General features: G+C 66.3%; 25 protein-coding genes. 11 read left to right on the top strand and 14 right to left on the bottom strand.

All coding sequences use genetic code 11. The features are described from left to right. Positions 1–47: 47 nt before the first annotated feature. Positions 48–683, bottom strand: a complete 636-nt coding sequence (locus tag AC3EDY_RS09225) for a TetR/AcrR family transcriptional regulator (RefSeq protein ID WP_488572200.1) — start codon at positions 681–683, stop codon at positions 48–50. A gap of 115 nt (positions 684–798) precedes the next feature. On the opposite strand from AC3EDY_RS09225, the gene AC3EDY_RS09220 reads away from it, so the two are divergent. Genes AC3EDY_RS09220 through AC3EDY_RS09210 form a run of 3 tightly spaced genes read left to right on the top strand, consistent with a single transcriptional unit; the run spans position 799 to position 5,002 of the window. Continuing rightward, positions 799–2,262, top strand: coding sequence for an efflux transporter outer membrane subunit (locus AC3EDY_RS09220; RefSeq protein WP_488572199.1), 1,464 nt, complete (start codon positions 799–801; stop codon positions 2,260–2,262). Between the two features lie 57 nt (positions 2,263–2,319). Next, entirely contained in the window at positions 2,320–3,486 is a 1,167-nt protein-coding gene (locus AC3EDY_RS09215) for an EmrA/EmrK family multidrug efflux transporter periplasmic adaptor subunit (RefSeq protein ID WP_488572198.1), read from the top strand. A 1-nt stretch (position 3,487) separates the two neighbouring features. Continuing rightward, a complete protein-coding gene (locus AC3EDY_RS09210; RefSeq protein ID WP_488572197.1) occupies positions 3,488–5,002 on the top strand; it encodes a DHA2 family efflux MFS transporter permease subunit in 1,515 nt (504 codons plus the stop codon). Positions 5,003–5,027: 25 nt separating this feature from the next. On the opposite strand, the gene AC3EDY_RS09205 is transcribed toward AC3EDY_RS09210, so the two are convergent. The 13 genes from AC3EDY_RS09205 to flgB all read right to left on the bottom strand — a co-directional run bounded on the left by AC3EDY_RS09205 (position 5,028) and on the right by flgB (position 14,984). Then, positions 5,028–5,864, bottom strand: a complete 837-nt coding sequence (locus AC3EDY_RS09205; protein ID WP_488572196.1) for a flagellar motor protein MotB — start codon at positions 5,862–5,864, stop codon at positions 5,028–5,030. Between the two features lie 20 nt (positions 5,865–5,884). After that, positions 5,885–6,748: a flagellar motor stator protein MotA gene (gene motA, locus AC3EDY_RS09200; RefSeq protein WP_488572195.1), complete on the bottom strand. Its 864-nt coding sequence runs from the start codon at positions 6,746–6,748 to the stop codon at positions 5,885–5,887. 88 nt (positions 6,749–6,836) lie between these two features. Beyond that, on the bottom strand, positions 6,837–7,763 hold the full coding sequence (locus tag AC3EDY_RS09195; protein ID WP_488572194.1) for a flagellin N-terminal helical domain-containing protein: 927 nt from the start codon (positions 7,761–7,763) through the stop codon (positions 6,837–6,839). A 6-nt stretch (positions 7,764–7,769) separates the two neighbouring features. Then, positions 7,770–9,107 carry a flagellar hook-associated protein FlgK gene (flgK, locus tag AC3EDY_RS09190; protein ID WP_488572193.1) on the bottom strand — a complete coding sequence of 446 codons (1,338 nt, stop codon included), beginning with the start codon at positions 9,105–9,107 and terminating at the stop codon, positions 7,770–7,772. 5 nt (positions 9,108–9,112) lie between these two features. Then, complete coding sequence (locus tag AC3EDY_RS09185) at positions 9,113–9,439, bottom strand: rod-binding protein (protein WP_488572192.1); 327 nt, start codon at positions 9,437–9,439, stop codon at positions 9,113–9,115. Continuing rightward, positions 9,439–10,524 carry a flagellar basal body P-ring protein FlgI gene (locus tag AC3EDY_RS09180; RefSeq protein WP_488572331.1) on the bottom strand — a complete coding sequence of 362 codons (1,086 nt, stop codon included), beginning with the start codon at positions 10,522–10,524 and terminating at the stop codon, positions 9,439–9,441. The genes AC3EDY_RS09185 and AC3EDY_RS09180 overlap by 1 nt, the downstream gene beginning before the upstream one ends. A gap of 108 nt (positions 10,525–10,632) precedes the next feature. Beyond that, positions 10,633–11,391, bottom strand: coding sequence for a flagellar basal body L-ring protein FlgH (locus AC3EDY_RS09175; protein ID WP_488572191.1), 759 nt, complete (start codon positions 11,389–11,391; stop codon positions 10,633–10,635). Between the two features lie 18 nt (positions 11,392–11,409). Further along, positions 11,410–12,198, bottom strand: coding sequence for a flagellar basal-body rod protein FlgG (gene flgG, locus AC3EDY_RS09170; protein WP_488572190.1), 789 nt, complete (start codon positions 12,196–12,198; stop codon positions 11,410–11,412). Between the two features lie 25 nt (positions 12,199–12,223). Continuing rightward, positions 12,224–12,979 (bottom strand): flagellar basal body rod protein FlgF, encoded by a 756-nt coding sequence (locus tag AC3EDY_RS09165; protein WP_488572189.1) that lies wholly within the window; start codon positions 12,977–12,979, stop codon positions 12,224–12,226. A 21-nt stretch (positions 12,980–13,000) separates the two neighbouring features. Then, positions 13,001–13,813 carry a flagellar hook-basal body protein gene (locus AC3EDY_RS09160; protein ID WP_488572188.1) on the bottom strand — a complete coding sequence of 271 codons (813 nt, stop codon included), beginning with the start codon at positions 13,811–13,813 and terminating at the stop codon, positions 13,001–13,003. A gap of 31 nt (positions 13,814–13,844) precedes the next feature. After that, complete coding sequence (locus AC3EDY_RS09155) at positions 13,845–14,201, bottom strand: flagellar hook assembly protein FlgD (protein WP_488572187.1); 357 nt, start codon at positions 14,199–14,201, stop codon at positions 13,845–13,847. A 1-nt stretch (position 14,202) separates the two neighbouring features. Continuing rightward, on the bottom strand, positions 14,203–14,619 hold the full coding sequence (gene flgC / locus AC3EDY_RS09150; RefSeq protein WP_488572330.1) for a flagellar basal body rod protein FlgC: 417 nt from the start codon (positions 14,617–14,619) through the stop codon (positions 14,203–14,205). 2 nt (positions 14,620–14,621) lie between these two features. After that, positions 14,622–14,984, bottom strand: a complete 363-nt coding sequence (flgB, locus tag AC3EDY_RS09145) for a flagellar basal body rod protein FlgB (protein WP_488572186.1) — start codon at positions 14,982–14,984, stop codon at positions 14,622–14,624. Between the two features lie 243 nt (positions 14,985–15,227). Here flgB and AC3EDY_RS09140 point away from each other — a divergent pair, with 243 nt between their 5' ends. The 8 genes from AC3EDY_RS09140 (at position 15,228) to AC3EDY_RS09105 (ending at position 21,974) form a co-directional block, all read left to right on the top strand. Continuing rightward, on the top strand, positions 15,228–15,986 hold the full coding sequence (locus AC3EDY_RS09140; RefSeq protein WP_488572185.1) for a MotA/TolQ/ExbB proton channel family protein: 759 nt from the start codon (positions 15,228–15,230) through the stop codon (positions 15,984–15,986). Beyond that, a complete protein-coding gene (locus AC3EDY_RS09135; RefSeq protein ID WP_488572184.1) occupies positions 15,983–16,429 on the top strand; it encodes a hypothetical protein in 447 nt (148 codons plus the stop codon). The genes AC3EDY_RS09140 and AC3EDY_RS09135 overlap by 4 nt, the downstream gene beginning before the upstream one ends. A gap of 73 nt (positions 16,430–16,502) precedes the next feature. After that, positions 16,503–17,042, top strand: coding sequence for a flagella basal body P-ring formation protein FlgA (locus AC3EDY_RS09130; protein ID WP_488572183.1), 540 nt, complete (start codon positions 16,503–16,505; stop codon positions 17,040–17,042). A gap of 136 nt (positions 17,043–17,178) precedes the next feature. Further along, complete coding sequence (gene flgM / locus AC3EDY_RS09125) at positions 17,179–17,505, top strand: flagellar biosynthesis anti-sigma factor FlgM (protein WP_488572182.1); 327 nt, start codon at positions 17,179–17,181, stop codon at positions 17,503–17,505. Further along, positions 17,502–17,870, top strand: a complete 369-nt coding sequence (locus AC3EDY_RS09120) for a flagellar protein FlgN (protein ID WP_488572181.1) — start codon at positions 17,502–17,504, stop codon at positions 17,868–17,870. The genes flgM and AC3EDY_RS09120 overlap by 4 nt, the downstream gene beginning before the upstream one ends. 254 nt (positions 17,871–18,124) lie before the next feature. Beyond that, positions 18,125–19,084, top strand: coding sequence for a lytic transglycosylase domain-containing protein (locus tag AC3EDY_RS09115; RefSeq protein WP_488572329.1), 960 nt, complete (start codon positions 18,125–18,127; stop codon positions 19,082–19,084). 6 nt (positions 19,085–19,090) lie between these two features. After that, positions 19,091–21,199 (top strand): flagellar biosynthesis protein FlhA, encoded by a 2,109-nt coding sequence (locus AC3EDY_RS09110; protein ID WP_488572180.1) that lies wholly within the window; start codon positions 19,091–19,093, stop codon positions 21,197–21,199. A gap of 43 nt (positions 21,200–21,242) precedes the next feature. After that, positions 21,243–21,974: a sigma-70 family RNA polymerase sigma factor gene (locus AC3EDY_RS09105; protein ID WP_488572179.1), complete on the top strand. Its 732-nt coding sequence runs from the start codon at positions 21,243–21,245 to the stop codon at positions 21,972–21,974. Positions 21,975–22,001: the final 27 nt, after the last annotated feature.

The following is a 22,001-nucleotide window of genomic DNA, read 5'->3' as shown; positions in this document are numbered from 1 at the left end:
CGCCGGCGTTTCCCTCGGGAAACGCCGGCCATCGGCCGTCCAGGCCATCAGGCCGGCTGGCTGAGCAGCCCATGGGCAAAGATCCGCGCCGCGTGAACCGCGTGGCGGCGAATCGTTTCGGCATCTGGCGGGTCCATGATGCCGATTGCCAGGCGCAGATGCAGGCGCCCGCGTACCATGCCCAAAAACTGGTCGGCGGCCATGCCCGGATCGGGCAACGACACGCCATGCTTGCGCGCCAGCCGTTCGAGCATGGCGGCTAGCGTGGCGGAACCCCGGTCGGGACCGTTGCGGAAGAACATCTCCGCGGCTTCGGGAAATTGCACGCCATCGGCATGGACCATGCGATAGACGTCGAGCGAGGTCTTTTGGCAGATGCCGGTCAGGAAGCGCGTGCCGAAATCGGCCAGCATTGCTTCAAGATCGTCCGAGTCGCTTTCCGCCAGTTCGGTCAGACTGCCCAGAAAAGTATCGCAACCCCGCACGAGAACCGCTTCGAACAAGTGCTCCTTGGAGGGAAAATACTTGTAAAGCGTGGCCTTGGAGCCACCGAGTTCCGCGGCAATGGCTGACATCGAGGTAGCGCCATAACCCGTCTGCGTGAACACGCGCGTGGCTACACACAGGATGTTTTCCCGCCGATCCTTGGGCGAACAGCGTTTGAGTCTGTTGTTGGACGACATAGTGACCATTCCGTACACATAGGTGTTGACAGGCGCGATGCAAGGGCGCAATGCGGGTTAGTAACCGATCCGTACACTACTTTTTGTTTCGTCCCCCTGCCGAAAGGCTCCCCTCATGACCGCCTCTTTCCCCGGCATGCTCAGACGCGCGCCGCTCCTGTGTGCCGGGGCAGCTGCAAGCTTGCTCGCAGGCTGTGCCGCAACGCCCGATCTGGGCCGCCTGCCCGCCATGCGCCAGGCCCTCGCAACCGATCTGCCGGCACCGGATGATCCGGACGCGCAACCATCAGCAGCCACGCCTGCAGATTGGCCGGCCGCAGACTGGTGGCAGGGCATTGGCGACGCGCAACTGACCCAGCTGATAGAGGAAGGCATTGCCCATGCGCCCGGCCTGGCCGTGGCCGAGGCCCGCCTGCGTGCCGCCCAGGGCTTGGCCCAGGCCAGCGGCGCCGCGCTGCTGCCCAGCGTTTCGGCAAGCGGCAGCGTCACGGAAACGAAGCAGAGCTACAACAACGGCATTCCCGTAGCGTTCGTGCCCAAGGGCTGGAACGATGCCGGCAGCGCTTTTCTCAACCTTAGCTACGAACTCGATTTCTTTGGCAGGAACCGCGCCGCGCTGCGGGCGGCAACGTCAGAGGCGCAGGCCACCGGTTTCGAAACGGGCGCGGCGCGGCTCGCCATCGCCACATCGGTTGCCGATGCCTATGCGACGCTGGGGCGCGCCGCCGCTGCGCGCGAGGTGCGCGTGCAGGCCTTGCAACTGCGCGAGGACACCGCGCGGCTGGTCGGCCAGCGAGTGCTGAACGGCCTTGATACCCGTGCCGAGCAACGCCAGGCCGACGCTGCTATTCCGGTGGCGCGTGCCGATCTGGCAGCCGCCGAGGAAGCGATTGTTCTGGCCCGACACGCCTTGGCGTTGCTGATCGGCGCACCGCCTGCGCGCGGCGATACCATTGCTCTGCCGCAATTGGCCGCGCTGGTTCCACAAGCCGGTCTTCCGGCCAATCTCGCGCTCGATCTGGTCGGCCGGCGGGCAGACGTGGCCGCTGCCCGGGCCCGGGCGGAGGCGGCCTCGGCACGGGTCAGAGTGGCGCGTGCCGCGTTCTATCCCAACATCAATCTCAATGCTTTCATCGGCCTTCAGGTGCTGGGCCTCGACAATCTGACTGTGCGCGGTTCCGAGGCCGGTGCGGTGGGGCCGGCTATCAGTTTGCCGCTTTTTTCCGGTGGGCGCCTTTCCGGCAACTATCGCCAGGCGCGCGGCTTGTACGATGAAGCTGTCGCCAGCTATGACGACACGCTGCTCAAGGCCTTGCGCGATGTGGCCGATGCAGCAACGACGCGGCGTTCGGTCGATGACCAGCTGGCCCAATTGCGCGAGGCGGTGGCCGCATCGGAAGATGCCTATCGCATCGCTCGGCGCCGCTACGAAGCCGGGCTGTCCACGTATCTGGCCGTGCTTTCGGCCCAGGATGCCCTGCTGGCCAACCGCCGCCTGCTGGCCGATCTTCAGGCCCGCACTCTTGCCGCCCACGTGGCACTGGTGCGGGCGCTGGGTGGTGGTTTCCGCACCGGCTGACCGCAGCCCGCGTCCTTTCCTGCCCTTTCCCTCCCTGTTCTGATGCCGAGACCCCCCATGGCTGAAATCGATTCCACGTTCACCGGCGAGGCCGCCAGCGATAACCAGGCCGATGCTGCCCGCAAGGCACGGCGCAAGCGCGGCTTTCTGCTTTTTGCCGGAGCGCTGGCGCTGGCCGGTGCCGGCATCGGCCTTTACGAGTGGATCGAGGGCGGGCGCTATGTCGATACCGATAACGCCTACGTCGCCGCCGAAGTGGCACAGGTCACGCCGCTGGTCGGTGGTCCGGTGTTGCGCGTGGGGGTGAGCGACACCCAGGTGGTGCGCAAGGGCGACATGCTGGTCGAGCTTGATCCCACCGACGCCAGGATCGCGCTGGCCGCGGCAGAAGCCGATTATGCCGACGCTTTGCGCAAAGTGCGCCAGACGATCGCCACCGGGGCTGCATTGTCTGCGCAAGTGGGCGAACGCCAGGCTGACATTGCGCGCATGGCGGCGCAGGTTCAGGTGGCGACAGCCGATCTCCAGCGTGCCGAAATCGATCTCAAGCGGCGCCAGTCGCTCGTGGCCGATGGCGGGGTTTCCGGCGAGGAGCTCACTACCGCCCGCAACGCCTATGCCGCGGCCCAGGGCCAGCTGGGCGCCGCACGGGCCAGCCTCGCTTCGGCCCAGGCGGCGCGCGGTACTGCCAATGGGCAGGAAGCGGCCAATGCCGCGCTGATCAGCGGCACCACGCCCGAAACCAATCCTCAGGTGCTGGCGGCCAAGGCCCGGCTCGACAAGGCGCGCATCGATCTGGCGCGCACGGTGATCCGTGCGCCGGTAAGCGGCGTTGTCACCCAGCGCGCTGTTCAGGTGGGGCAAAGCGTGGCCGTGGGCGCGCCGATCATGGCGATTGTGCCGATCAGCCAGGTGCATGTGGATGCCAATTTCAAGGAAAGTCAGCTCGCCCATGTCCGGCCGGGCCAGCCGGTCACGCTGACATCGGATCTGTATGGCGACGATGTGCTCTATCATGGCCGCGTGGTTGGCTTTTCAGGGGGTACCGGTTCGTCGCTGGCAGTGATTCCGGCGCAGAACGCCACGGGCAACTGGATCAAGGTGGTCCAGCGCCTGCCGGTGCGCGTTGCGCTTGATCCCGATCAGTTGGGCGCGCATCCGCTGCGCATCGGGCTGTCGATGACGGCCACGATCGATACCCGCCCCGACAAGAGCGGCAGCTGACATGGCCGGCGGACCGCCCATGGCCTTTGGCGGAGAAGGCCCGCCGCCGTTGCAAGGCATGCGCCTGGCGCTTGGCGGCTTTGCGCTGGCGCTGACCAATTTCATCGTTCTGCTCGACATCACCATTGCCAATGTTTCCGTGCCCCATATCGCCGGCAGCCTGGCGGTATCATCGACCCAGGGCACCTGGGTGCTGACGTCCTATGCGGTGGCAGAGGCGATCTGCGTTCCGCTTACGGGCTGGCTGGCCCGCACGTTCGGGGCGGTGCGGGTCTACCTCGTCGCGCTGTTCGGCTTCGGCTTTTTCTCGATGATGTGCGGGTTTTCGGGCTCGCTGGGCGCGCTGGTGCTGTTTCGCGTGTGCCAGGGTCTGTGCGGCGGGCCGATCCTGCCGATGACCCAGACTTTGCTGCTGCGGGTGTTTCCGCGCGACAAGACCGGCGCGGCGCTGGGCCTCTGGTCGATGACCACGGTGGTGGCGCCCATCGCCGGGCCGATCTGCGGCGGCTTCATTTCCGACAACTGGTCATGGCACTGGCTGTTTTTCATCAACATTCCGCTGGCGGCCTTGTGCATGGTGATCGCGTGGCGGCTGGTGCGGCCGTTCGAAACGCCCACGCAGCGCACGCCGATCGATTACGTCGGCCTGGTTCTGCTGGTGATATGGGTGGGCGCGTTCCAGATGATGCTCGACAAGGGGCGTGAGGAAGACTGGTTTTCCAGCACCTTCATCGTCGCGCTGGCGGTCGTCGCGGCCATCGGGTTCATGGCTTTCCTGATCTGGGAACTCACCGAAAAATATCCGATCGTCGACTTGTCGGTCTTCCGCAGCCGCGGCTTTACCGTCGCGGTGGTAACGCAATGCGTCGCCTATGCCGCCTTCTTCTCGTTCATCGTCCTCATACCGCTCTTCCTGCAGACCAATCTGAACTACACGGCGACCTGGGCCGGGCTGGCGGTCGGCTGGATCGGAGTGCTGGCCGTAGTCTTCGCGCCGATCGTCGCGCGGCTGGTGGGCAAGGTCGATACGCGGGCGCTCATTTCCTTCAGCGTGCTCTGGATGGGCATGATTGCGTTCGTCCGTACGCAATGGGTTACCGACATGGGATACTGGAGCATCGCCGTGCCCCAGTTGATCCAGGGAGTGGGCATACCGTTCTTCTTCGTCGGTTCCACCGCGCTCGCCGTAGCGTCCGTCCGCCCGGATCAGGCCGCTTCGGGGGCAGGTATCCAGAATTTCATGCGCACCATGGCGGGCGCATTTGCCACCTCGATGTCGACCACCTGGTGGGAGCATCAGACCAAGGTGAACCGCGCGGAACTGGTCGGCCTGATCCATCCGCCCACGGATGTTGCCCTGCCGGCCGCCCAGGCCCGCCTGGTGCTGAGCCAGATAGTCCAGACAGAGGCCGTGACGCTCGCCACGCGGCAGGTGTTCCTGGTGTGCATGCTGGTTTTCTTCGTGGCCGCCGCGCTGATCTGGCTGGCGCCGAAACCGCAGGCACAAACGGGCTGAAGCGCCGGCAATGGCGCTTCAGCGTTCAGTTCAGCAGCAAGACAGACATGCGCCGGTTGCGCGGATCGTTGGGATCGTCGGGTACCAGCGGCTCGCGGTCGGCCACGCCTTCGATGCGGCGGAAGCGTGCTTCTCCAACGCCGTTGCGCATCAGGGCAAGGCGCGTCGCCTCGGCCCGCCCGGCTGAAAGCGACCAGTTGTTGGCCGGATCGCCGGGCTTCCACTGCAGGGCATCGGTATGGCCGCGCACGGTCAGCCCGCCCGGATCGGGCGCTATTGCCTGGCCGATCGCGCGTACCAGTTCTAGCGCATCGGGCGTCAGGATCGTGGTGCCCAGGCGGAACATCGAAAAATCGGCATCATCGAGCATGTCGATGCGAATGCCTTCGGGCGTCATCGTCATGTGCACTTGCCGCGCGAGTTTGCGCAGCTTGTCGTTGGAATCGAGCTTTTCCTTCAGGCGCTGCTTCATCAACTCGGTGCGTTTCATTTTGGATCCGCCGTCCTTGGGTCCGCCGGCGGCATCGCGTGGAATGGTCAGCGTGCGCGTGCCGGTCTGCCCGGCCCGATACGGATAGTTGTCGGGATCGGTCAGCGACGATCCGCCCAGCAGCCCATCCGCCCCGGCGCTGCCCTTGCGCATATTCATCAGTGTCGGCGTGAAATAATCGGCAATGCCCCGGCGCTGTCGCTCGGTGGTCGCGCCCAGAAGCCACATGAGCAGGAAGAAGGCCATCATGGCCGTGACGAAATCGGCATACGCCACTTTCCACGCGCCGCCGTGATGGCCGCCGGCGACCACGGTGATCTTCTTGACGAAAATCGGCTTGGGCGGTTCCTTGCCTTTGGGCAGCCTGGCCATTGCGTTGGCTCCTCGGGTTCTTAGCGGCCGCGCAGCGCGTCAAGCAGTTCGGAAAGGCCCGGGCGGAAGGCATGGCCCAGCCCTGAGCGCGCGCTTTCCACCACCAGCGGCTGGGGCCAGCCATGCAGCGACGAAACGATGACCTGCTTGACCGCGTGATAGATCATCGCATCCTGATCCAGAACCTGCTTGAGGCGGCCGGCCATCGGCGCCACGATGCCATAGGCCAGAAGCACCCCCATGAACGTGCCGACCAGCGCCGAACCGATCATCGCGCCAAGGATGGCGGGCGGCTTGTCGATCGAACCCATGGTCTTGACCACGCCCAGCACGGCGGCGACGATGCCCAGTGCCGGCAGTGCGTCGGCCAGGCCCTGCAGCGCGTGCTGCGCTTCGCCCTGCTCCTGAAAATGGGTCTTCATGGCATGATCCATCACGTCTTCCACGGCATGGACTTCCAGCGTACCCGAAGACACGACGATGAGCGTAAGCGTATCGCAGATCAGGGCAACCAGCGCCTCGTGCGCCAGTAGACGCGGATATTCGGCGAAAAGCGTTGAACTTCTGGGATCGGCGACATGGCTTTCCAATGCCACCGGGCCGTCACTGCGCAGGATCTTCATCAGCTTGGTGCACAGCACGATGGCGTCGACATGATCCTGCCTGGTGTGCCGGGGGCCTTTGAACACTTTGGCCAGGCCCGCGCCAATGCCCTTCAACTCGTGCAGCGAATTGCCGGCGATCGTGGCGCCCAGGGCGGCGCCGCCGATGATCAGCATTTCGTGAGGAATGGCCTCGGCCACCGGGCCAATCGCCCCCCCGGTGAGCATGAACCCGCCGAACACCATAACGAGCAGAACAACGATGCCGATGCCAGCGTACATGAAACGATAACCTTGTCGATGAAGCGGGTGGCCCTGGGGTGTCGCCCCTGCCTTGCTGCCATGCAGAACGGCACGGGCGCGCGCGCTTTCAGGACATCATGTTGAACAGCGAGAGGCTGGAAATCTTGGTGAAGCTCGCCTGGCTGGCCTGAAGCACGGTGGATAGCTCCTGCAGCCGGGTATAGGCGGTCGGAATGTCCGTCGCCCCCAGCGTGCTCTGGTCCTGGGCGCGAGTCTCGCTCATCGTGGTCTGCCGCTCGGTGCTCAGGTCGATCCACGAAAGCCGCGTGCCCACCACCGTCTGGCCGGTGGAAACGGCGTTGATGGCATCGTCCAGCGTCGTCAATCCGGCCCGCGCCGCCGATTGCGCCCCGCTGCCCCCGGCATCGATTGCATCGGTGATGGTTTTCAGCACGGCAAAGACATCCGTCGCACTGCCGCCGGATGAAAAGCTGAGGAATTCCGGCCCGGTCAGGCTGCGCTTGACCGTTTGCCCATCGCCCAGTTCCAAGCTGCCCGCGCTGCCGCTCCCGACATAGCTGACCACGCCGGTCGTCGCATCCACCGTATAGGCATCGGTCGTGACGTCGCCGCCGAACAGGGCGTTGCCGGCGCTGTCGCGCGCGTTGGCCAACGACACCAGATTGGTGCGCAGCTGCGAGAGTTCCTTGCCGATGCTGGTGCGCTGGTCGTTGGACAGCGTTCCCGTGGCAGCCTGGTTGGCCAGCTGGCGCGCGCGCTGCAGCGTGTTGATCATTTCGGTCATGGCCGAATCGGACAGGTTGAGATCTGCCGTGGCGCGGTTGGCCGATGCGGAATCCACTTCGGCAATGGCATCCTGGCGTTGCAGGTTGCGCAAGCGCGAGGCGGTCAGCGGATCGTCGGACGAGGCGACCAGGCGGTTGCCGCTGGAGATCTGCGTCTGCACCTGCTCCATCTGAGCGCGCAGGCTGTTGAGGTCGAGCGAAGTCCGCTCGTAATAGGCCGAGGTCGTGGTCGAAACGCTGCGGGTCATAAGCGCCTACTTGATCGAGAGGATGGTGTCGAACAGGTTGCCGGCCACCTGCATGACGCGGCCCGAGGCCTGGAACGCCTGCTGAAACCGGGTGAGGTTGATGGCTTCGGTATCGAGATCGATGCCCGCCTGCGCGGAAAGGGCCGTCTTCGCGGCATCGGAAATGGTCTTGAGCGCATCGCGCGTCGTGGTGCGCGACTGGACGTTTGCCGATGTCTGGTACAGCAGATCGTCCAGCGTGCCAGTGGGGTCCGCGCTTTTCAGCGCGTTGCGCAGTGCAGTCAGATTGGTCGTGTCGCGGCTGTTCGCCGCTGCGCCGGCGGCCGCGGTGGCGATCGCGCTCCCGCTGGAGGTGGTCATGGCCATGTCGCCTGCGCCGGTGCCCGAAAGCAGCGCCGCGCCGGTGCTGCCATCGAGCGCAGCGCCGTTGCCCTGGGCGGTATTGACCGTGGAAATGATGGTCTGGGCCACGCTGTCGAGCTGGCTGCGCGTTTCGGCAACGCGCTGCAGCACCTGCTGCTGCCCGGAAAGCGACCCGGCGGAAAGCGTCACCGCTCCGCCGCTCACGTCGAACGTGATCGTGCCGTCGCTTGCGGTCGCCATCGTCAGGCTTTGTGCCGTTGTTCCAGTCACCAGCGGCGCGCCCGAAGTCCCGCCCAGTGTCACGTCCACTGTGCCATCGGAGTTGAAACTGGTCGCTATATCGGCATAGCCCGACAGCTTTTCGAGCAGGCTGTCACGCTGGTCGAGCAGCCCGCTGCGGTCGCTGCCGTTATCCGCAATGCGTACGAGGCGGCCGTTGACTTTGGCCAGTTCGGACGAAAGCGTGTTGACCTGGTTGACACCGTCGGCCGCGCCTTTCTGCTGGCCCTCCGCTGTCGCATCAAGCTGCCGCGATGCGATATTGAAGCTGCTGGCCATGGTTTCCCCGGCGGCGATGACCGACGCGCGCAGCGAACTCTTGGTGGGGTCCTGCGCCAGTTGGCTGAGCGACGTCTCGAATTCGGTGATAGCCGAATAAACGCCGGAATCCTCCAACGCGGCCTGGATATCTTCCAGCCCGCTGACTTCGGTATCGGCACGGGCGGTATCCGCACCGGTGCGGCGCACTTCGGCCTGGCGGAAAGCATCGGCATGGCGCACCACGCCGGTCACGCGCACGCCCGACAGCGAGACATCGCGGTTGCCGGCCACATAGCCGGGCGTCATGACTTCCTCGGTCGATGCACTGCGCCGGACATAGCCCTCGGTGCCGGCATTGCTGATGTTCTGCGCCGTCACGTCCAATTGGATGCGGGCGGCGCGAGTGCCGCTGCGGGCAATGGTAAGAAGATCGGATGCCATGGCGATCAGGCCTTTTCGGGATCGGGGGAAGACGCGCCGCCGCGGGGCAGGGCGCCGGCAAGCTGACTTTCGAGCCGCGCCGCCAGGCCCAACGTGCCCGTCTGCGCCGCGATTTCGGCAAAGCGCTCGTCACGCATCTGGGTAAAGGTATCGTCCTGCTTCTTGCCGAACAGGTCGTCTCCGCCCAAGTCTGTGCTGCGCGCCGCGCCGAGCATCTGGCGCAGAAACATCGCCTCGAACCCCTGCGCCGCCTTGCGCAAGGCGGCGCGATCGGCGGATCCGGGCGTGGTGCCGCCGGCGGGGGCGGCGGCATTGAAGGATGCAGACGTCATCAGATAACCACCATTTCGGCTTTGAGCGCGCCGGCCTGCTTGAGCGCTTCGAGGATCGCCACCAGATCGGACGGCGAAACGCCCAGTTTATTAAGGGCATTGACCAGCGACGAAAGCGAGGCACCGGGCTTGAACAGCGCCACGCGGTTGCCTTCTTCGGTGACGCTGATCTGGCTATTGGGCACCACCACCGTCTGCCCGGCGGAGAATGGGCCGGGCTGCGACACGCGCGGCTTCTCGTCGATCTTGACCACCAGCTTGCCGTGGCTGATCGCCGCGGGCGAAAGACGCACGGCGCTGTTGATCACGACCGTACCGGTACGGCTGTTGACGATCACTTTGGCGGCCGCTTCGGCCGGGCTCACCTCGACCGCCTCGATCCCGGCCATGGCGCTGGCGCGGGCATCGGCGCCGGCGGGCAGGCGCAACGCCAGAGTGACGCCGTCCTCCACGCTCGCCGTGCCCGGAAAACGCTTGTTGATCGCATCGCGTACGCGGGCGGCATTGAGGAAATCGGCGTCGAACAGATTCCAGCGCAGCACGTCGGCGCTGTCGAACCCGGTATCGACCGCGCGTTCAACGCTGGCACCTTCGGCAATGCGGCCGACGGTGGGGATGTTGACCGTCAGTTGCGATCCGTCCTTGGCAGTGATGCCGAGGCCGCCTACGGCCAGATTGCCCTGCGCCATGGCATAGATCCGTCCGTCCGCGCCATAGAGCGGGGCCAGCACGAGCGCGCCGCCACGCAGCGATTTGGCCCGGCCGATCGTGGACACCGTCACGTCGATGCGCTGGCCCGGCTTGGCAAAGGCCGGCAGATCGGCGGTGATCATCACCGCCGCCGCGTTTTTCAGCCCCGGCGCCACGCCAGCCGGCAAAGGTACGCCCAGCCGCCCTGAAACGCCGCGCATCGCCTGCGTCAGGTATTCCAGATTGTCGTCGCCCGTACCCGCCAGGCCCACGACAATGCCATAGCCGGTCAGCTGGTTGGACCGCACGCCCTGGAATTCGCCGAGATCGCGCACCCGTTCGGCATGTGCCGCCTGGGCCAGAAGGGGCAGGGCCGTGCAGGCGGCGGCTATCATCACCAGCCAGGTGCCGGGATGAGGCAGGCGGCGGCGCAGCAGCGGCCGCAGCGCCAGACCGGCCAGCACGGCCAGCATGAGATCGAAAGCGAAAGCCATGGCGGTTCCCTAGAACGGGCTGACAAGGTTGAAGAACTTGGTGAGCCAGCCCTGGCGGGCCGCGCGGCTGACGTCGCCGTTGCCGGCATAGGTGATGCGCGCATCGGCAACCTGGCCAGACCGCACGCGGTTGGTCGTGTCGATATCGGCCAGGCGCACGATGCCCGAAAGCTGCACCCATTCCTGGCCCTGGCTCAGCGTCAGGCGCTTTTCGCCGCGCACCAATGCGGTGCCGTTCGGGCGCACTTGCGCGATGGTCACCGAAATTTCGCCCCCCAGCGTGCTCGTCTGCGAGGCGTTGCCCTGGCCGTTGAACGCGCTGGCGCCGGAATTGTTGATGCCATTGGAACTGAGTATCGACAGCGGCCCCTTGTTGGGCGGGGTGAACGAGAACGAAGATGATTTGGCCGTCTTGCTCGCCGCCGTTTTCGAAGTGGAGAGCTGTTCGGCCAGAATGATGACGAGGCTGTCCCCCACGGCATGGGCGCGCGGGCCTTCGACAAGGCCGGCATAACCATTGGCGATGTTCAGAATGCTGCCATCGGCCGGCTTGGGCGTATCCTGATCGGGCAGGGCCGGTTCGAAGCCGGTGGCCGGGCGGCTGCGGGCCTTGGCAGCTGGTGCGGTGGCGAGGATCGCGGCGGCGATCAGCCCGGGTATTGCCAGTGCCGCCAGCAATCCCGCGCCACGGCCGCGGCGCCATAAGGGCCCGCGCAGACGCTCGACGCGCAGCGCCGTGTCGAACAGGGCATCGAACGGTGAGTCCATGATCCGCGCTTTCCCGCCTTACAGCGTCTGGTTGGCGTTCTTGAGCATCTCGTCGATCGCCGAGATCATCTTGGAATTGATTTCGTAAGCGCGCTGGCACTCGATCATGTCGACCAGCTCTTCCACCACGTTGACGTTCGAGGATTCGAGATAGCCCTGCTGGATATGGCCGCGGCCGGCTTCGCCGGGATTGCCGATCTGCGCGGGGCCGCTGGCCCCGGTTTCCACCAGGAAGTTGTCACCCACGGCTTTCAGGCCCTGGGGGTTGGCAAAGCTGGCGACCGTGATCTGGCCCAGCGTGGTCGCCTCGTTGGCCCCGGGAAGCGTGGCGGTCACCGTGCCGTCCTGCGCCACGGTGATCGAGCCGGCGCCTTCGGGCACGGTGATCGCCGGTTGCAGCGCATAGCCTTGCGAGGTGACCAGCGTGCCGTCGACAGCGCGGCTGAAATTGCCCGCGCGGGTATAGGCGAGCTGCCCGCCCGGCATGGCGATCTGAAAGAACCCGTCGCCATCAAGCGCCATGTCCAGCGCGTTGCCGGTGCTTTGCAACTGGCCCTGGGCCTCCATGCGCGCGGTGCCCTGCAGCGCAACCCCGGTGCCCAGGTTGAGGCCGGTGGCATAAGCCGTTTCGCTCGATGATTGCTGGCCGGCAACGCGCGCATCCTGATAGGCCAGCGTGGCGAAGCTGGCGCGATCGCGCTTGAAGCCGGTGGTGCTCACGTTGGCCAGATTGTTGGCGATCACGCGCATCCGCGTGTCCTGGGCTTCCAGGCCGGTGCGGGCGACATGCAGGGCGGAACTGGGCATGATGGATCTCTTTCAGCTTGGATCGTCAGGTGTTGATGCGCATGAGGCCTGCGGATTTCTCGTCCACCTCGCGCGCGGCGGCGGCCACTTTGGTGCGCATGTCGAACAGGCGCTGGGCCTCGACCATCTCGACGATCACTTGTGTCGGATCGACGTTGGATTGCTCGAGTGCGCCGGAGGTAAGGCGGGCGTCCTCATCCTGCGGCAGAGTGGCGGCCGCGTTGCCCGGGCCGCTCACGCGGAACAGCCCGTCGAGGCCCTTGCCCACCTGGCTGCCCTGGGTGGAAACCAGCTTGATGCGGGCGAGTGCCTGGGGCGGGGCTGACGGGTTCTGCGCATCGCCGGCCATCACGCTGCCATCGGGCGAAATGGTCAGGATCGCGTCGGGGGGGACAGTGATCGGCCCCGCATCGCCGATCACCGGCCGCCCGTCGCCGTTTTGCAGCACGCCGTCGGCGGTGATGCTGAGGTCCCCGCGCCGGGTATAGGCCTCGGTCCCGTCCTGTGCCTGCACGGCGAGCATGGTATCGCCCGAAAGCGCGACGTCGAGCGGGTTGTTCGTCGCGATCGTCGCGCCCTGCTTCATGCTGGCCCCCTGGACATAGCCCTCGGTCATGGCGCGGGCTTCCAGCGTGGGGCCTTTCAGGGTGATCGGCGTGGCGCTCAACATTTCCTGGCGGAAACCGATGGTCTGCGCGTTGGCCATGTTGCTGGCGATCACGCGCTGGCGCACCATCGATCCGCTCATGCCGGAATAGGCGGTGTAGATCAGCCGGTCCATGGCCGGGCGCCTCCCTCGTCGTTACGTGCGCAGGTTGAGGATGGCCTGGGTGGCCTGGGTCGCGGTGTCGATGGCCTTGGCATTGGCCTGATAGGCCCGCTGGGCCACGATCAGGCCGACCAGTTCGTCCGACACTTCCACGTTGGACCGTTCGAGATAGCCCGACATGAGCTTGCCGTACTGGCCGTTGTTGGGCTCGCCATAGTTCGCCACGCCGGAAAGGCCCGTCGCGGTCCAGTTGGCCGCGCCTTGCTGGCGCAGTCCCTGGGTGTTGAGGAATGTGGCAAGGCCGATCTTGCCGACCACGACATTGCTGCCGTCGGCATAGCTGGCAGTGACGTTGCCGTTCTCCGAAACCGTCAGCCCGGCGAACGTCGCATTGGCGGCATTGGTCGTGGGAACCTGGCAATCGGTCATGGTCGTACTGGTAACCGCGCCGCTGGCATCGGTCGGATAGACCTGCAGGCGGTTGCTGCGGGTATCGGTGATGTAACCGTCGGAATCCATCTGGAAAGCGCCGTTGCGGGTGTACATCGTCTCGTCCGTGGTGGGCGATTTGACCGTGAAGAACCCGTCGCCGCTGACCGCGACATCGAGCGAGGAACCTGTGGATTCGAGCGGCCCCTGCTTGAAGTTCTGGGTGATCGCTTCGACCTTGGCACCGATCCCTTCGATCAGGCGCGGATTGGTGAACGCGGTCCCGGCGACCACGTCGGCAAAGCTGACCGTGCTTTTCTTGAAGCCGTTGGTTTCCGAGTTGGCGATGTTGTTGCTCACGACGTTGAGATCGGTCTGCGCGTTCTTGAGGCCGTTGAGCGAGGTGTAGAAAGACATGGGCTGCGTTCCTGTCGGTTGGAAGAAAGAATCAGGCGGCCGGCGTGCTCGCGGCGTTCTGCGCGGCGGTGATCGAGGCCAACTGCGCCGAAATGGTCTTGAGCGTGGCGGCGATCTGGTCGTTGGAAGCGGAGGAATCGAGCGTGTCGAGCTTTTCGGAAATCTTGCTCAGCACGCTGTTGGTCTCGCTGGAATTGGACGCTGTCGAAATCTGGGCGAGCTGAGCCACCATCTCGGTATTGTCCACAGGATCGGTAGGGTCCTGATTCTGCAACTGCGCCGTCAGCATCTTGATAAAGTCGTCGGCGTCCAGGTTGCTCCACGAACTGTTCTTGGTGGAGGTGTTGTCGGCCGCGCTGGCAGCGCTTGTCGAATTAACGGTGGTCATGTCACTTCATCCTCATCGTATCGAGCATCAGTTGCTTGGCGGTCTGCATGGCTTCCACCACGTTCTGGTACTGGCGGCTGGCTTCCATCATCTCGACCATCTCGGCGTTTTCATCGACAGGCGCGGCCCAGACGTCGCCATTGGCATCGGCCAGCGGGTTGTCTGGCTCGTGCGTGCGCACGGCGCTGGCGTCGGTGCGGTAGACGCCTTTGACCTTGACGGTGGCCAGACCGGTGCGGCGATCGAGTTCCTCGGCAAAGACCGGGCGCAGCGGGCGATAGGCGGCGGCATCGCTGCTGGCGACATTGCCGGCGTTCGCCAGGTTCGATGCGGCCGCGTTCATGCGCACGAGCTGCGCGGACATCGCCCGCCCGGTGACACCAAAGAGCGTGAGCGGCGTGTTGCCATTGCCGGCCATCGTCATTCACCCTTGAGCGCGCGGGTGATCTGACCCACGCGCCCTTTGATGAATTCCAGCGTGGCGGCATAGCCCACCGCGTTCTCGGCAAAGGCCGTCTGTTCAGTGGCCATTTCCACGGTGTTGCCGTCCAGGCTGGGCATGACCGGCACGCGATAGAGCGTGGCGCCGGCTTCTGCCTGGCTTTCGGTTGCACCGGCAAGCCGCGCCTTGAGCGCCGCGCCGAAATCGATGTCGCGCGCCTTGTAGCCGGGCGTTGCGGCATTGGCGATGTTCGAGGCCAGCAGCCCCAGGCGCGTGGCGCGCAATTCCAGCGCGGCACCATGGATGCCGAACAGGCCGTTGTTCGATGCACTCTGGCTCATCGGTCGTGCTTTCGCTTTCCCTGGGCAAACAAACGATGCCCACCGTTCAGCAAGGGGCGTGCCAACTGCCACGGGGCGGGGAAAACGCGCCGGTCGGGCCGGTCTGCGCCGGGCTTGCGCGGCAAGGTCTTGCCGAAATGCCGGCAAGTGTTGCCGTCCGGGCCTGAAAACGGTGGGCGGGCCGCCGTTCTGGTCATTGAAGCTTGCGCGAAAGACGCCAAAGCTTGCGAAAGACAAGGCCGGATGGACCTTACACACCTGCTGGACGGCCAATCGGCCGCAATCGTGGTTGGCGGCACGCTGGCCGGCACCGTACTGCGCTGCGGCGGGCGCGACAGCATCACCGCTCTGCGTGCCGTTGCCGGCCTGTTCCGGCCCCGTTTCAAGGCCGATGCCATGCGCGCCGAACTGGCGCGCGAGGTGGCCCTGATCCGCCGGGACGGGGTCATCCGCGCCAATCCGCGCCGTCTGGCCGATCGCGAATTCGACTCCGCCACGAGCGCGCTGGTCCGCACCCGTTCGCTCGACGGGCTGATCGAACAGCACGAGGCTTCGCGCCGCGTGCGCTTGCGCCGGGCGACGGCCGCCGCGCGCACATTGGGCCAAGCGGCCGATCTTGCGCCGGTTTTCGGTCTTGCCGGCACGCTGGTGGCGCTCAGTCAGCTCAAAGTGGAGAGCCTGGCGCACGGCAATTTCATCGGCGCGATTTCCATGGCCGTGCTGACCACCCTTTACGGCCTGCTGCTTGCACATATCGTCATGGGGCCACTGGGTCGCGCGGTCGAGCGCGCGTCGCAAGCCGAGGAAGAGGCCCGAGCCGAGGTAATGACCTGGCTGGCGGATCAGGTCGGCCCGGCCTGCCCCGATCGCCATCGCGCCACGTCGGCGGCGCCGCATGCGTCCCATCGGCCTCAGGCCCCGGATCCTTCGCCCATGCCCCTGATGGCCAGCCCGGCCGAGGGCACGCCAGGGGCCGCGGACGACCCGCGCGAGGTGGCATGATCGCGCGCCCTGGGCAGATCGGGTGGCAGACCATTCTGGCCGATCTGGCCCTGATCCTGTTCATGATCTGCGCATCCGCCTTGTCTGCCGCCCGCGACGGGTCTGGACAGGCAAGCGTGGCAGCGCCGGCGCTGCTGCTGCCCGAAACCCCGCTTAACCTGGCGCCGTCACAACAGGCAGAGCCGGTGGGCGTGTGGCGCGACGGGCCAGGTGCGCCACCACTGGCGCGCTGGCTGGCCGATCAGGCGGCCGATCCGCGGCTGCGCCTATCGATCGCTGTCCGTTATGGCCCGTCCCCGGGCGGGCGCGAAGCCGCGCTGGACAAGGCCGCAGGGCTGGCGCGCCTTGCTGGCCGGCGGGCTGCCAGCGCACGCCTGGTCGTGGAGCCAGGCCCGCATCCGGGCGCAAGCGTCATGCTCGGCTATGACGAGGAGGGCTCGTGACGGCCTGCCCAGGCAATGTGGCATATCTTTTGCTGATCGATCCGGCAGACTTGCCACCTTTCAGGAAAAGCCAATGATCGCTGCCCCGCTTCGGCCCGTTCTTGCCGCCCTTGCTGCCGCCAGCCTTGCCGTTCCGGCAGCCCGCGGCCAGATCGCCCATGCGCCGGCCGCGCGGTTTGCCGATCCGGCCGCGATCGATCAGGCCGTGGCGCAATTCACAGGACGCACCATCGGCGTGCCCGGCGGCGCTGCGCAGCCGGTGGATCGCCGTCTGCGCCTTGCGGCGTGCACCGCGCCTCTGGTGCTCGGCTGGCGCATGGGCGCGCACGACAGCATTACCGTGCGCTGCCCCGATGTGGGCGGCTGGCGGCTGTTCGTGCCGGTTGCGCCGCCATTGGCCGAAGCCGCGCCGGCCCCGGCAACGCCAGCGATCCAGCGCGGCGAAAGCGTGACGATCGCCATGGTGGGAGAGGGTTTTTCGGTGGAGCAGTCGGGCGAAGCGCTTGATCCGGGGCCGGTCGGCGGCTGGGTCCGCGTGCGGACCGGTGCGCGCGCCGACGCCTTGCGGGGGCGCATCGTGCGGCCGGGCCTGGTGGAAGTGCCGGTGGATTGAGCAGCCGCGCGGCATGGACATCAGGCATGGACATCATGCCTGCCACGAAAATCCAGCCGGCAAAAATCCGCCGCCCGGCCCTTAAAGGTTCGCCACCGATACCGTTCTTCCCGGCATAACCCCGAGGAGTTCGACCATGTCCAACATCGAAATCGGAGCGTCGCGGCCGGTTGGCGCGGTCCAGGCCAAGGCAGTTTCTGCCGATGCGCCGGCCCCGGCCACCCCGGCAGTAACTGCTGTACCTGATGCCCCGGCCGCGCCGTCGGCCGCGGCCAAAGCGGGCGCGGCGACTGCCGCGACCGTCGCCACCAGCGATGCGACCCGCGCCGGCGAAGTGCCGGTCGATAACGATCGCGTCGCCGAAATTCGCAAGGCGATCGAGGATGGCCACTATCCGGTCATTCCCGCGCGGATCGCCGATGCCATGATTGCCGCTGGCATGCTGCTGAGGACCAACCGATGATCGCTGACGCACCGATTTGCCATCCCACCGACCTGCGCCTGGCACTGGGCGAAATGATTGCTCTGCTGCACGACGAGCGCCAGGCGCTCGCGGGTCTGGACATGGATGCGATCATGGGCTGTGCGGTGGACAAGGCGGCCTTGTGCACCCGCCTCGAAACCGTGGCTTCTGACGCGATCGACGAGGAATGCCGGGGCATGGTCGATGCAGCGCGCCGCCTTAACGAGGCCAACCGCCGCGTGCGCAACCTCATCGCAGCCAATGTCGCGGCGCGGCTCGATGCCTTGACCGGGGCACCGGCAGTCTATCGTGCCCGCGCCGCACAGGTGCGCGTCCATCACGCGCGCACGGCCCGGGTGCGTTAGCGCCCTCCGCACATCATGTCGGCGGCAGCGTGCCTTGCGCGCTCAACCGGCAAAATCCCTCCGGTGCCGCGTGCCGCCCGTTCCGGGTTGTCACGCGGCACTTTGTTTGTGCGCAGCAAAATACTGATTTTGAACATTTCATTCAGTTTTACGTAAACTGGCACAACCTTTGCTGATCTATCCTTGTCGCGGCGCGGGGTCTTGGCCCTGCTCTTTCAGCCGCTGCAAATACAAGGATAACAGCCTTGAGTTCAGTGCAAACATCTGCCGCTGGCTTTGCCGATCCGGCAATAGCGGGAAGTGCCGGCGGGGCGGCATCGGCCAGCCCTGTCCATGCGGCGATCGCCACGGCCGCCAGCGCGACAGGGGTCGATTTCAAATATCTCCTGGCACAGGCCCGGCTCGAATCCGGGCTCGACCCGCGCGCGCGGGCGCGCACCTCGAGCGCCGCCGGGCTCTATCAGTTCACCGGCCAGACCTGGCTCTCCACGCTGGCGCGCCATGGCGCCGATCATGGACTCGACTGGGCCAGCGATGCCGTCGCCAATCCGGCCCTGCGCAGCCAGCTTCTGGCGATGCGCCATGATCCGCAGCTTTCGGCGCTGCTGGCCGGCGATCTGGCCAACGACAACCGCGCCGCGCTGTCCGCCACCCTGGGCCGCGATCCCGACCATGCCGAACTCTATCTGGCACACTTCCTGGGCGCGGACGGCGCGGGCCGGTTCCTCACCGCGTTAAGCACCGATCCCGATGCCAGCGCCGCAGCCCTGCTGCCCAAGGCGGCGAGTGCCAATCGCGCGATCTTCTATGACCGCAGCGGGGCGCCGCGCTCGCTCGAAGGGGTCATGGCCTTGCTGCGCAGCCGGCTGGAGGCGGCCGGCAGCGGCAGCGCCATGCCGCCACTTTCAGGCCAATGGCCGCTGGCCACCATGCCTTATGGCGATCTTGCCGGGCTCGATGGCCCCTGGGCCGAAGCGCCCTCGGGCGCGCCCGATCTGGGCGCGCCCCGCCAAAGCTATACCGGCGGGCCGGTGGCCCAGGAATTCCAGCAGGTGGCCGGGGATGCAGCGCCATCGGGAAGCAGCGGCGGCACTGCCGCGCGAACATCGATGGCCGATACCCTGCGCGAGACGTTCGCGCTCGCCGGCCCGGCAATGCCGGGCACCGATCATGTCACCCGTGCCTATGGCCGGCTCAAGGCAATGGGACTCTAGACCGCCATGTTCAAGCGCTTCGCCTCGCCCGGTGCCATGGCCCTTCCGGCCGGCATCCTCATGCTCATCGTGCTGATGATCGTGCCGCTCCCTTCGGTGCTGCTCGACGTGTTCTTCGTGCTCAACATCGCGCTGTCGGTGGCCATCCTGATGGCGGCGATGAACGCGGAAAAGCCGCTGGATTTCAGTTCCTTCCCCTCGGTGCTGCTGTTCGCCACACTGCTGCGCCTGGCGCTCAACGTCGCTTCGACCCGCATTGTGCTGGTGCGCGGCCACGAAGGAGAAGCCGCGGCGGGCCACGTTATCGAGGCGTTTGGCGCCTTCCTGGTGGGCGGCAACTTTGCCGTCGGCCTGTTCGTGTTCATGATCCTGATGATCATCAACCTGGTGGTGGTAACCAAGGGGGCCGGCCGCGTTTCGGAAGTGTCCGCGCGGTTCACCCTCGATGCCTTGCCCGGCAAGCAGATGGCGATCGATGCCGATCTGGCCGCTGGGCTGATGAGTGCCGACGAAGCCAAGTCCCGCCGCCGCGAAGTGGCCACCGAGGCGGACTTCTATGGCGCGATGGACGGTGCCAGCAAGTTTGTGAAAGGCGATGCGATCGCCGCACTGCTGATCCTGGGCGTCAACATCCTGGCAGGCTTCTGCCTTGGCATGATCAGCCACGGTCTTAGCGCCGGGGAAGCGGCGCAGCGCTATGTCACGCTGGCCGTCGGCGATGCGCTGGTGGCGCAGGTGCCCTCGCTGCTGCTGTCGATCGCGGCGGCGGTGATCGTCACCCGCGTGTCCGACAGCCGCGATCTGGCCGGCCAGATCGGCCACCAGTTTGCGAACCCCGCCACCTGGCTGCCCGTGGCGGTGATCCTGGGCGCGATCGGTGTCATTCCGGCCATGCCGCAATCGGTATTCCTGCCCGCGGCGGCAGGGGCCGGCTGGCTGTGGTGGGCCTTGCGCCAGCGTGCGCGCCGCCCCGAGCCGGTGATGGAGCCCGAAGCCCCACCCAGCGATCCGGCGCGGATCACGCTGGAGGAAGTGAGCGATCATACGCTGGTGACCATCGAGCTGGGTTACGGCCTGGTCCATCTGGTGGACGAACGGCGCGGATCGCCGCTGGTGACGCGGATCACCGGCGTGCGCAAGCAGCTGAGCCAGGCGTTCGGGTTCGTCGTGCCGCAGTTCCGGGTGCGCGACAGCCTCGATCTTGGCCCCAACGACTATCGCATCATGCTGGGCGGCGTGCCGCTGGGCGGGGCGGTGGTGCGGGCCGATCGCGTTCTGGCCATCGATGCCGGCGAAGCGCGCGCCGATCATGGCCTGGCCGGGGAGGCCACGCGCGATCCCAGCTTTGGCTGTCCCGCGCTGTGGATCGAAAATCATCTGCGCGATCAGGCCATCGGGGAAGGTTTCCTGACGGTGGATGCCAGCACGGTAATCGCCACCCATCTCAACCAGCTGCTGGGCGAACGGCCGCAAATGCTGCTGGGGCCCGACGAAGTGCGCGCCATCCTGGACGCCGTGCGCGATCGGGCGCCTGGCCTTGTGGAAACGCTCCACCCGCAGCCCCTCTCGCTCGCCGCGCTCACCCGCCTGCTCCATGCCCTGCTGGAAGACGGGGTGACGATCGCCCACCCCATGCCGATCCTTGCCGCCCTCAGCCAGGCGGTGCTGCAGACCACCGATCACGACAGGCTGGTCGATCTGCTGCGGGCGGAACTGGGCGGGCTGATCGTGGCGCGGGTCTGCGGCCCGGCCGAAAGACTGCCCGTCCTGACGCTGTCGGCCCAGCTCGAAGGGATGATCGTGGGCGGGATGCAGGATCCGGTCACTGGCCTGCCGGTGATCGAACCCGATCTTGCCCGCACGATCGGCGAACGGGTCAATGCCATCATCGCCCAGCGCGGGCCTGGCGCGATCCCGCCAGCGCTGATCGTGCAGCCACGCGCCCGGCGTGTTCTGGCCACGCTGATGCGCCAGCGCGCGCCCGCCTGCCTGGTGCTGTCGATCGCCGAGTTGCCGCCGACCCAGCCCATCGAAGTGGTTGCCGTGATCGGCGAGGAGACGCCCACCGGGCCGCCGCAGCTGCCGCCGCCGGCCGAGCCCGCGCTGGCCGCCTGATTGCCGCTGCACCCATCCATTTATGCAAAGAAAAAGAGTTTTCATGAAACACGATCATCGCAGCTTTGCCGCCTCGCGTGCCTATCGTGACGATACCGCCGATCGCATTCGCCGGTTTCTGCCGATGGTGCGCCGCCTGGCCTGGCATGTCCATGGATCGGGCCATGCCGGTATCGATGTCGATGACCTGGTCCAGGCGGGGCTGGTGGCATTGACCGAATGCGCGCAGCGGCATTGCGGCCCCACGGAAGATGGCTTTGCCGCCTATGCCAAGCTGCGCGTGCGTGGCGCCATGGTCGATCTGCTGCGGCGGACCATGCCGCTGTCGCGCACCTCGTCCGACCGGCGGCGCACGTTGCGCGAAAAGACCAACCAGTTGACCGTCGAGCTGGGCCGCATGCCCACCGAGCCCGAACTGGCCACCGCGCTGGGCCTGTCTAGCGGCGAACTGGCCGAACTGCGCGCGGCAAGCGAGCCGGTGCGGATCGAGGCCATCGACGATGCCTATTCCGACAGCGACGCGGCCTTTGCCGATGACCGCCCCGATGCTTTTGCCCAGCTGGCCGACGCCGAAAGCCGGCAGATGCTGGCCGCCGCGATTGCCGAGCTGCCCGATCGGTTGCAACTCGTCATCCAGCTCTATTTCGTCGAAGAGCTGAACCTGGCGGAAATCGCCCAGGTGCTCGAAATCTCGGTGCCGCGCGTTCACCAGCTGAAAGCCCAGGCGATCGACAAGCTGCGCGTCACACTGGGAAGCGCGTTCGACTTAGTGTAATCGCCGCTTTGCCATCGACCCGGGAAC

It is taken from the genome of Novosphingobium sp. DS6-6 (assembly GCF_057784975.1).
The sequence above is the reverse complement of the archived record's forward strand: the minus strand, read 5'-3'. Positions and strand labels throughout refer to the sequence as shown.

Coding starts and splice junctions, on each gene's coding strand:
- AC3EDY_RS09225 (WP_488572200.1), bottom strand. CDS start 683: ATGTCGTCCAACAACAGACTCAAACGCTGTTCGCCCAAGGATCGGCGG.
- AC3EDY_RS09220 (WP_488572199.1), top strand. CDS start 799: ATGACCGCCTCTTTCCCCGGCATGCTCAGACGCGCGCCGCTCCTGTGT.
- AC3EDY_RS09215 (WP_488572198.1), top strand. CDS start 2,320: ATGGCTGAAATCGATTCCACGTTCACCGGCGAGGCCGCCAGCGATAAC.
- AC3EDY_RS09210 (WP_488572197.1), top strand. CDS start 3,488: ATGGCCGGCGGACCGCCCATGGCCTTTGGCGGAGAAGGCCCGCCGCCG.
- AC3EDY_RS09205 (WP_488572196.1), bottom strand. CDS start 5,864: ATGGCCAGGCTGCCCAAAGGCAAGGAACCGCCCAAGCCGATTTTCGTC.
- motA (WP_488572195.1), bottom strand. CDS start 6,748: ATGTACGCTGGCATCGGCATCGTTGTTCTGCTCGTTATGGTGTTCGGC.
- AC3EDY_RS09195 (WP_488572194.1), bottom strand. CDS start 7,763: ATGACCCGCAGCGTTTCGACCACGACCTCGGCCTATTACGAGCGGACT.
- flgK (WP_488572193.1), bottom strand. CDS start 9,107: ATGGCATCCGATCTTCTTACCATTGCCCGCAGCGGCACTCGCGCCGCC.
- AC3EDY_RS09185 (WP_488572192.1), bottom strand. CDS start 9,439: ATGACGTCTGCATCCTTCAATGCCGCCGCCCCCGCCGGCGGCACCACG.
- AC3EDY_RS09180 (WP_488572331.1), bottom strand. CDS start 10,524: ATGATAGCCGCCGCCTGCACGGCCCTGCCCCTTCTGGCCCAGGCGGCA.
- AC3EDY_RS09175 (WP_488572191.1), bottom strand. CDS start 11,391: ATGGACTCACCGTTCGATGCCCTGTTCGACACGGCGCTGCGCGTCGAG.
- flgG (WP_488572190.1), bottom strand. CDS start 12,198: ATGCCCAGTTCCGCCCTGCATGTCGCCCGCACCGGCCTGGAAGCCCAG.
- AC3EDY_RS09165 (WP_488572189.1), bottom strand. CDS start 12,979: ATGGACCGGCTGATCTACACCGCCTATTCCGGCATGAGCGGATCGATG.
- AC3EDY_RS09160 (WP_488572188.1), bottom strand. CDS start 13,813: ATGTCTTTCTACACCTCGCTCAACGGCCTCAAGAACGCGCAGACCGAT.
- AC3EDY_RS09155 (WP_488572187.1), bottom strand. CDS start 14,201: ATGACCACCGTTAATTCGACAAGCGCTGCCAGCGCGGCCGACAACACC.
- flgC (WP_488572330.1), bottom strand. CDS start 14,619: ATGGCCGGCAATGGCAACACGCCGCTCACGCTCTTTGGTGTCACCGGG.
- flgB (WP_488572186.1), bottom strand. CDS start 14,984: ATGAGCCAGAGTGCATCGAACAACGGCCTGTTCGGCATCCATGGTGCC.
- AC3EDY_RS09140 (WP_488572185.1), top strand. CDS start 15,228: ATGGACCTTACACACCTGCTGGACGGCCAATCGGCCGCAATCGTGGTT.
- AC3EDY_RS09135 (WP_488572184.1), top strand. CDS start 15,983: ATGATCGCGCGCCCTGGGCAGATCGGGTGGCAGACCATTCTGGCCGAT.
- AC3EDY_RS09130 (WP_488572183.1), top strand. CDS start 16,503: ATGATCGCTGCCCCGCTTCGGCCCGTTCTTGCCGCCCTTGCTGCCGCC.
- flgM (WP_488572182.1), top strand. CDS start 17,179: ATGTCCAACATCGAAATCGGAGCGTCGCGGCCGGTTGGCGCGGTCCAG.
- AC3EDY_RS09120 (WP_488572181.1), top strand. CDS start 17,502: ATGATCGCTGACGCACCGATTTGCCATCCCACCGACCTGCGCCTGGCA.
- AC3EDY_RS09110 (WP_488572180.1), top strand. CDS start 19,091: ATGTTCAAGCGCTTCGCCTCGCCCGGTGCCATGGCCCTTCCGGCCGGC.
- AC3EDY_RS09105 (WP_488572179.1), top strand. CDS start 21,243: ATGAAACACGATCATCGCAGCTTTGCCGCCTCGCGTGCCTATCGTGAC.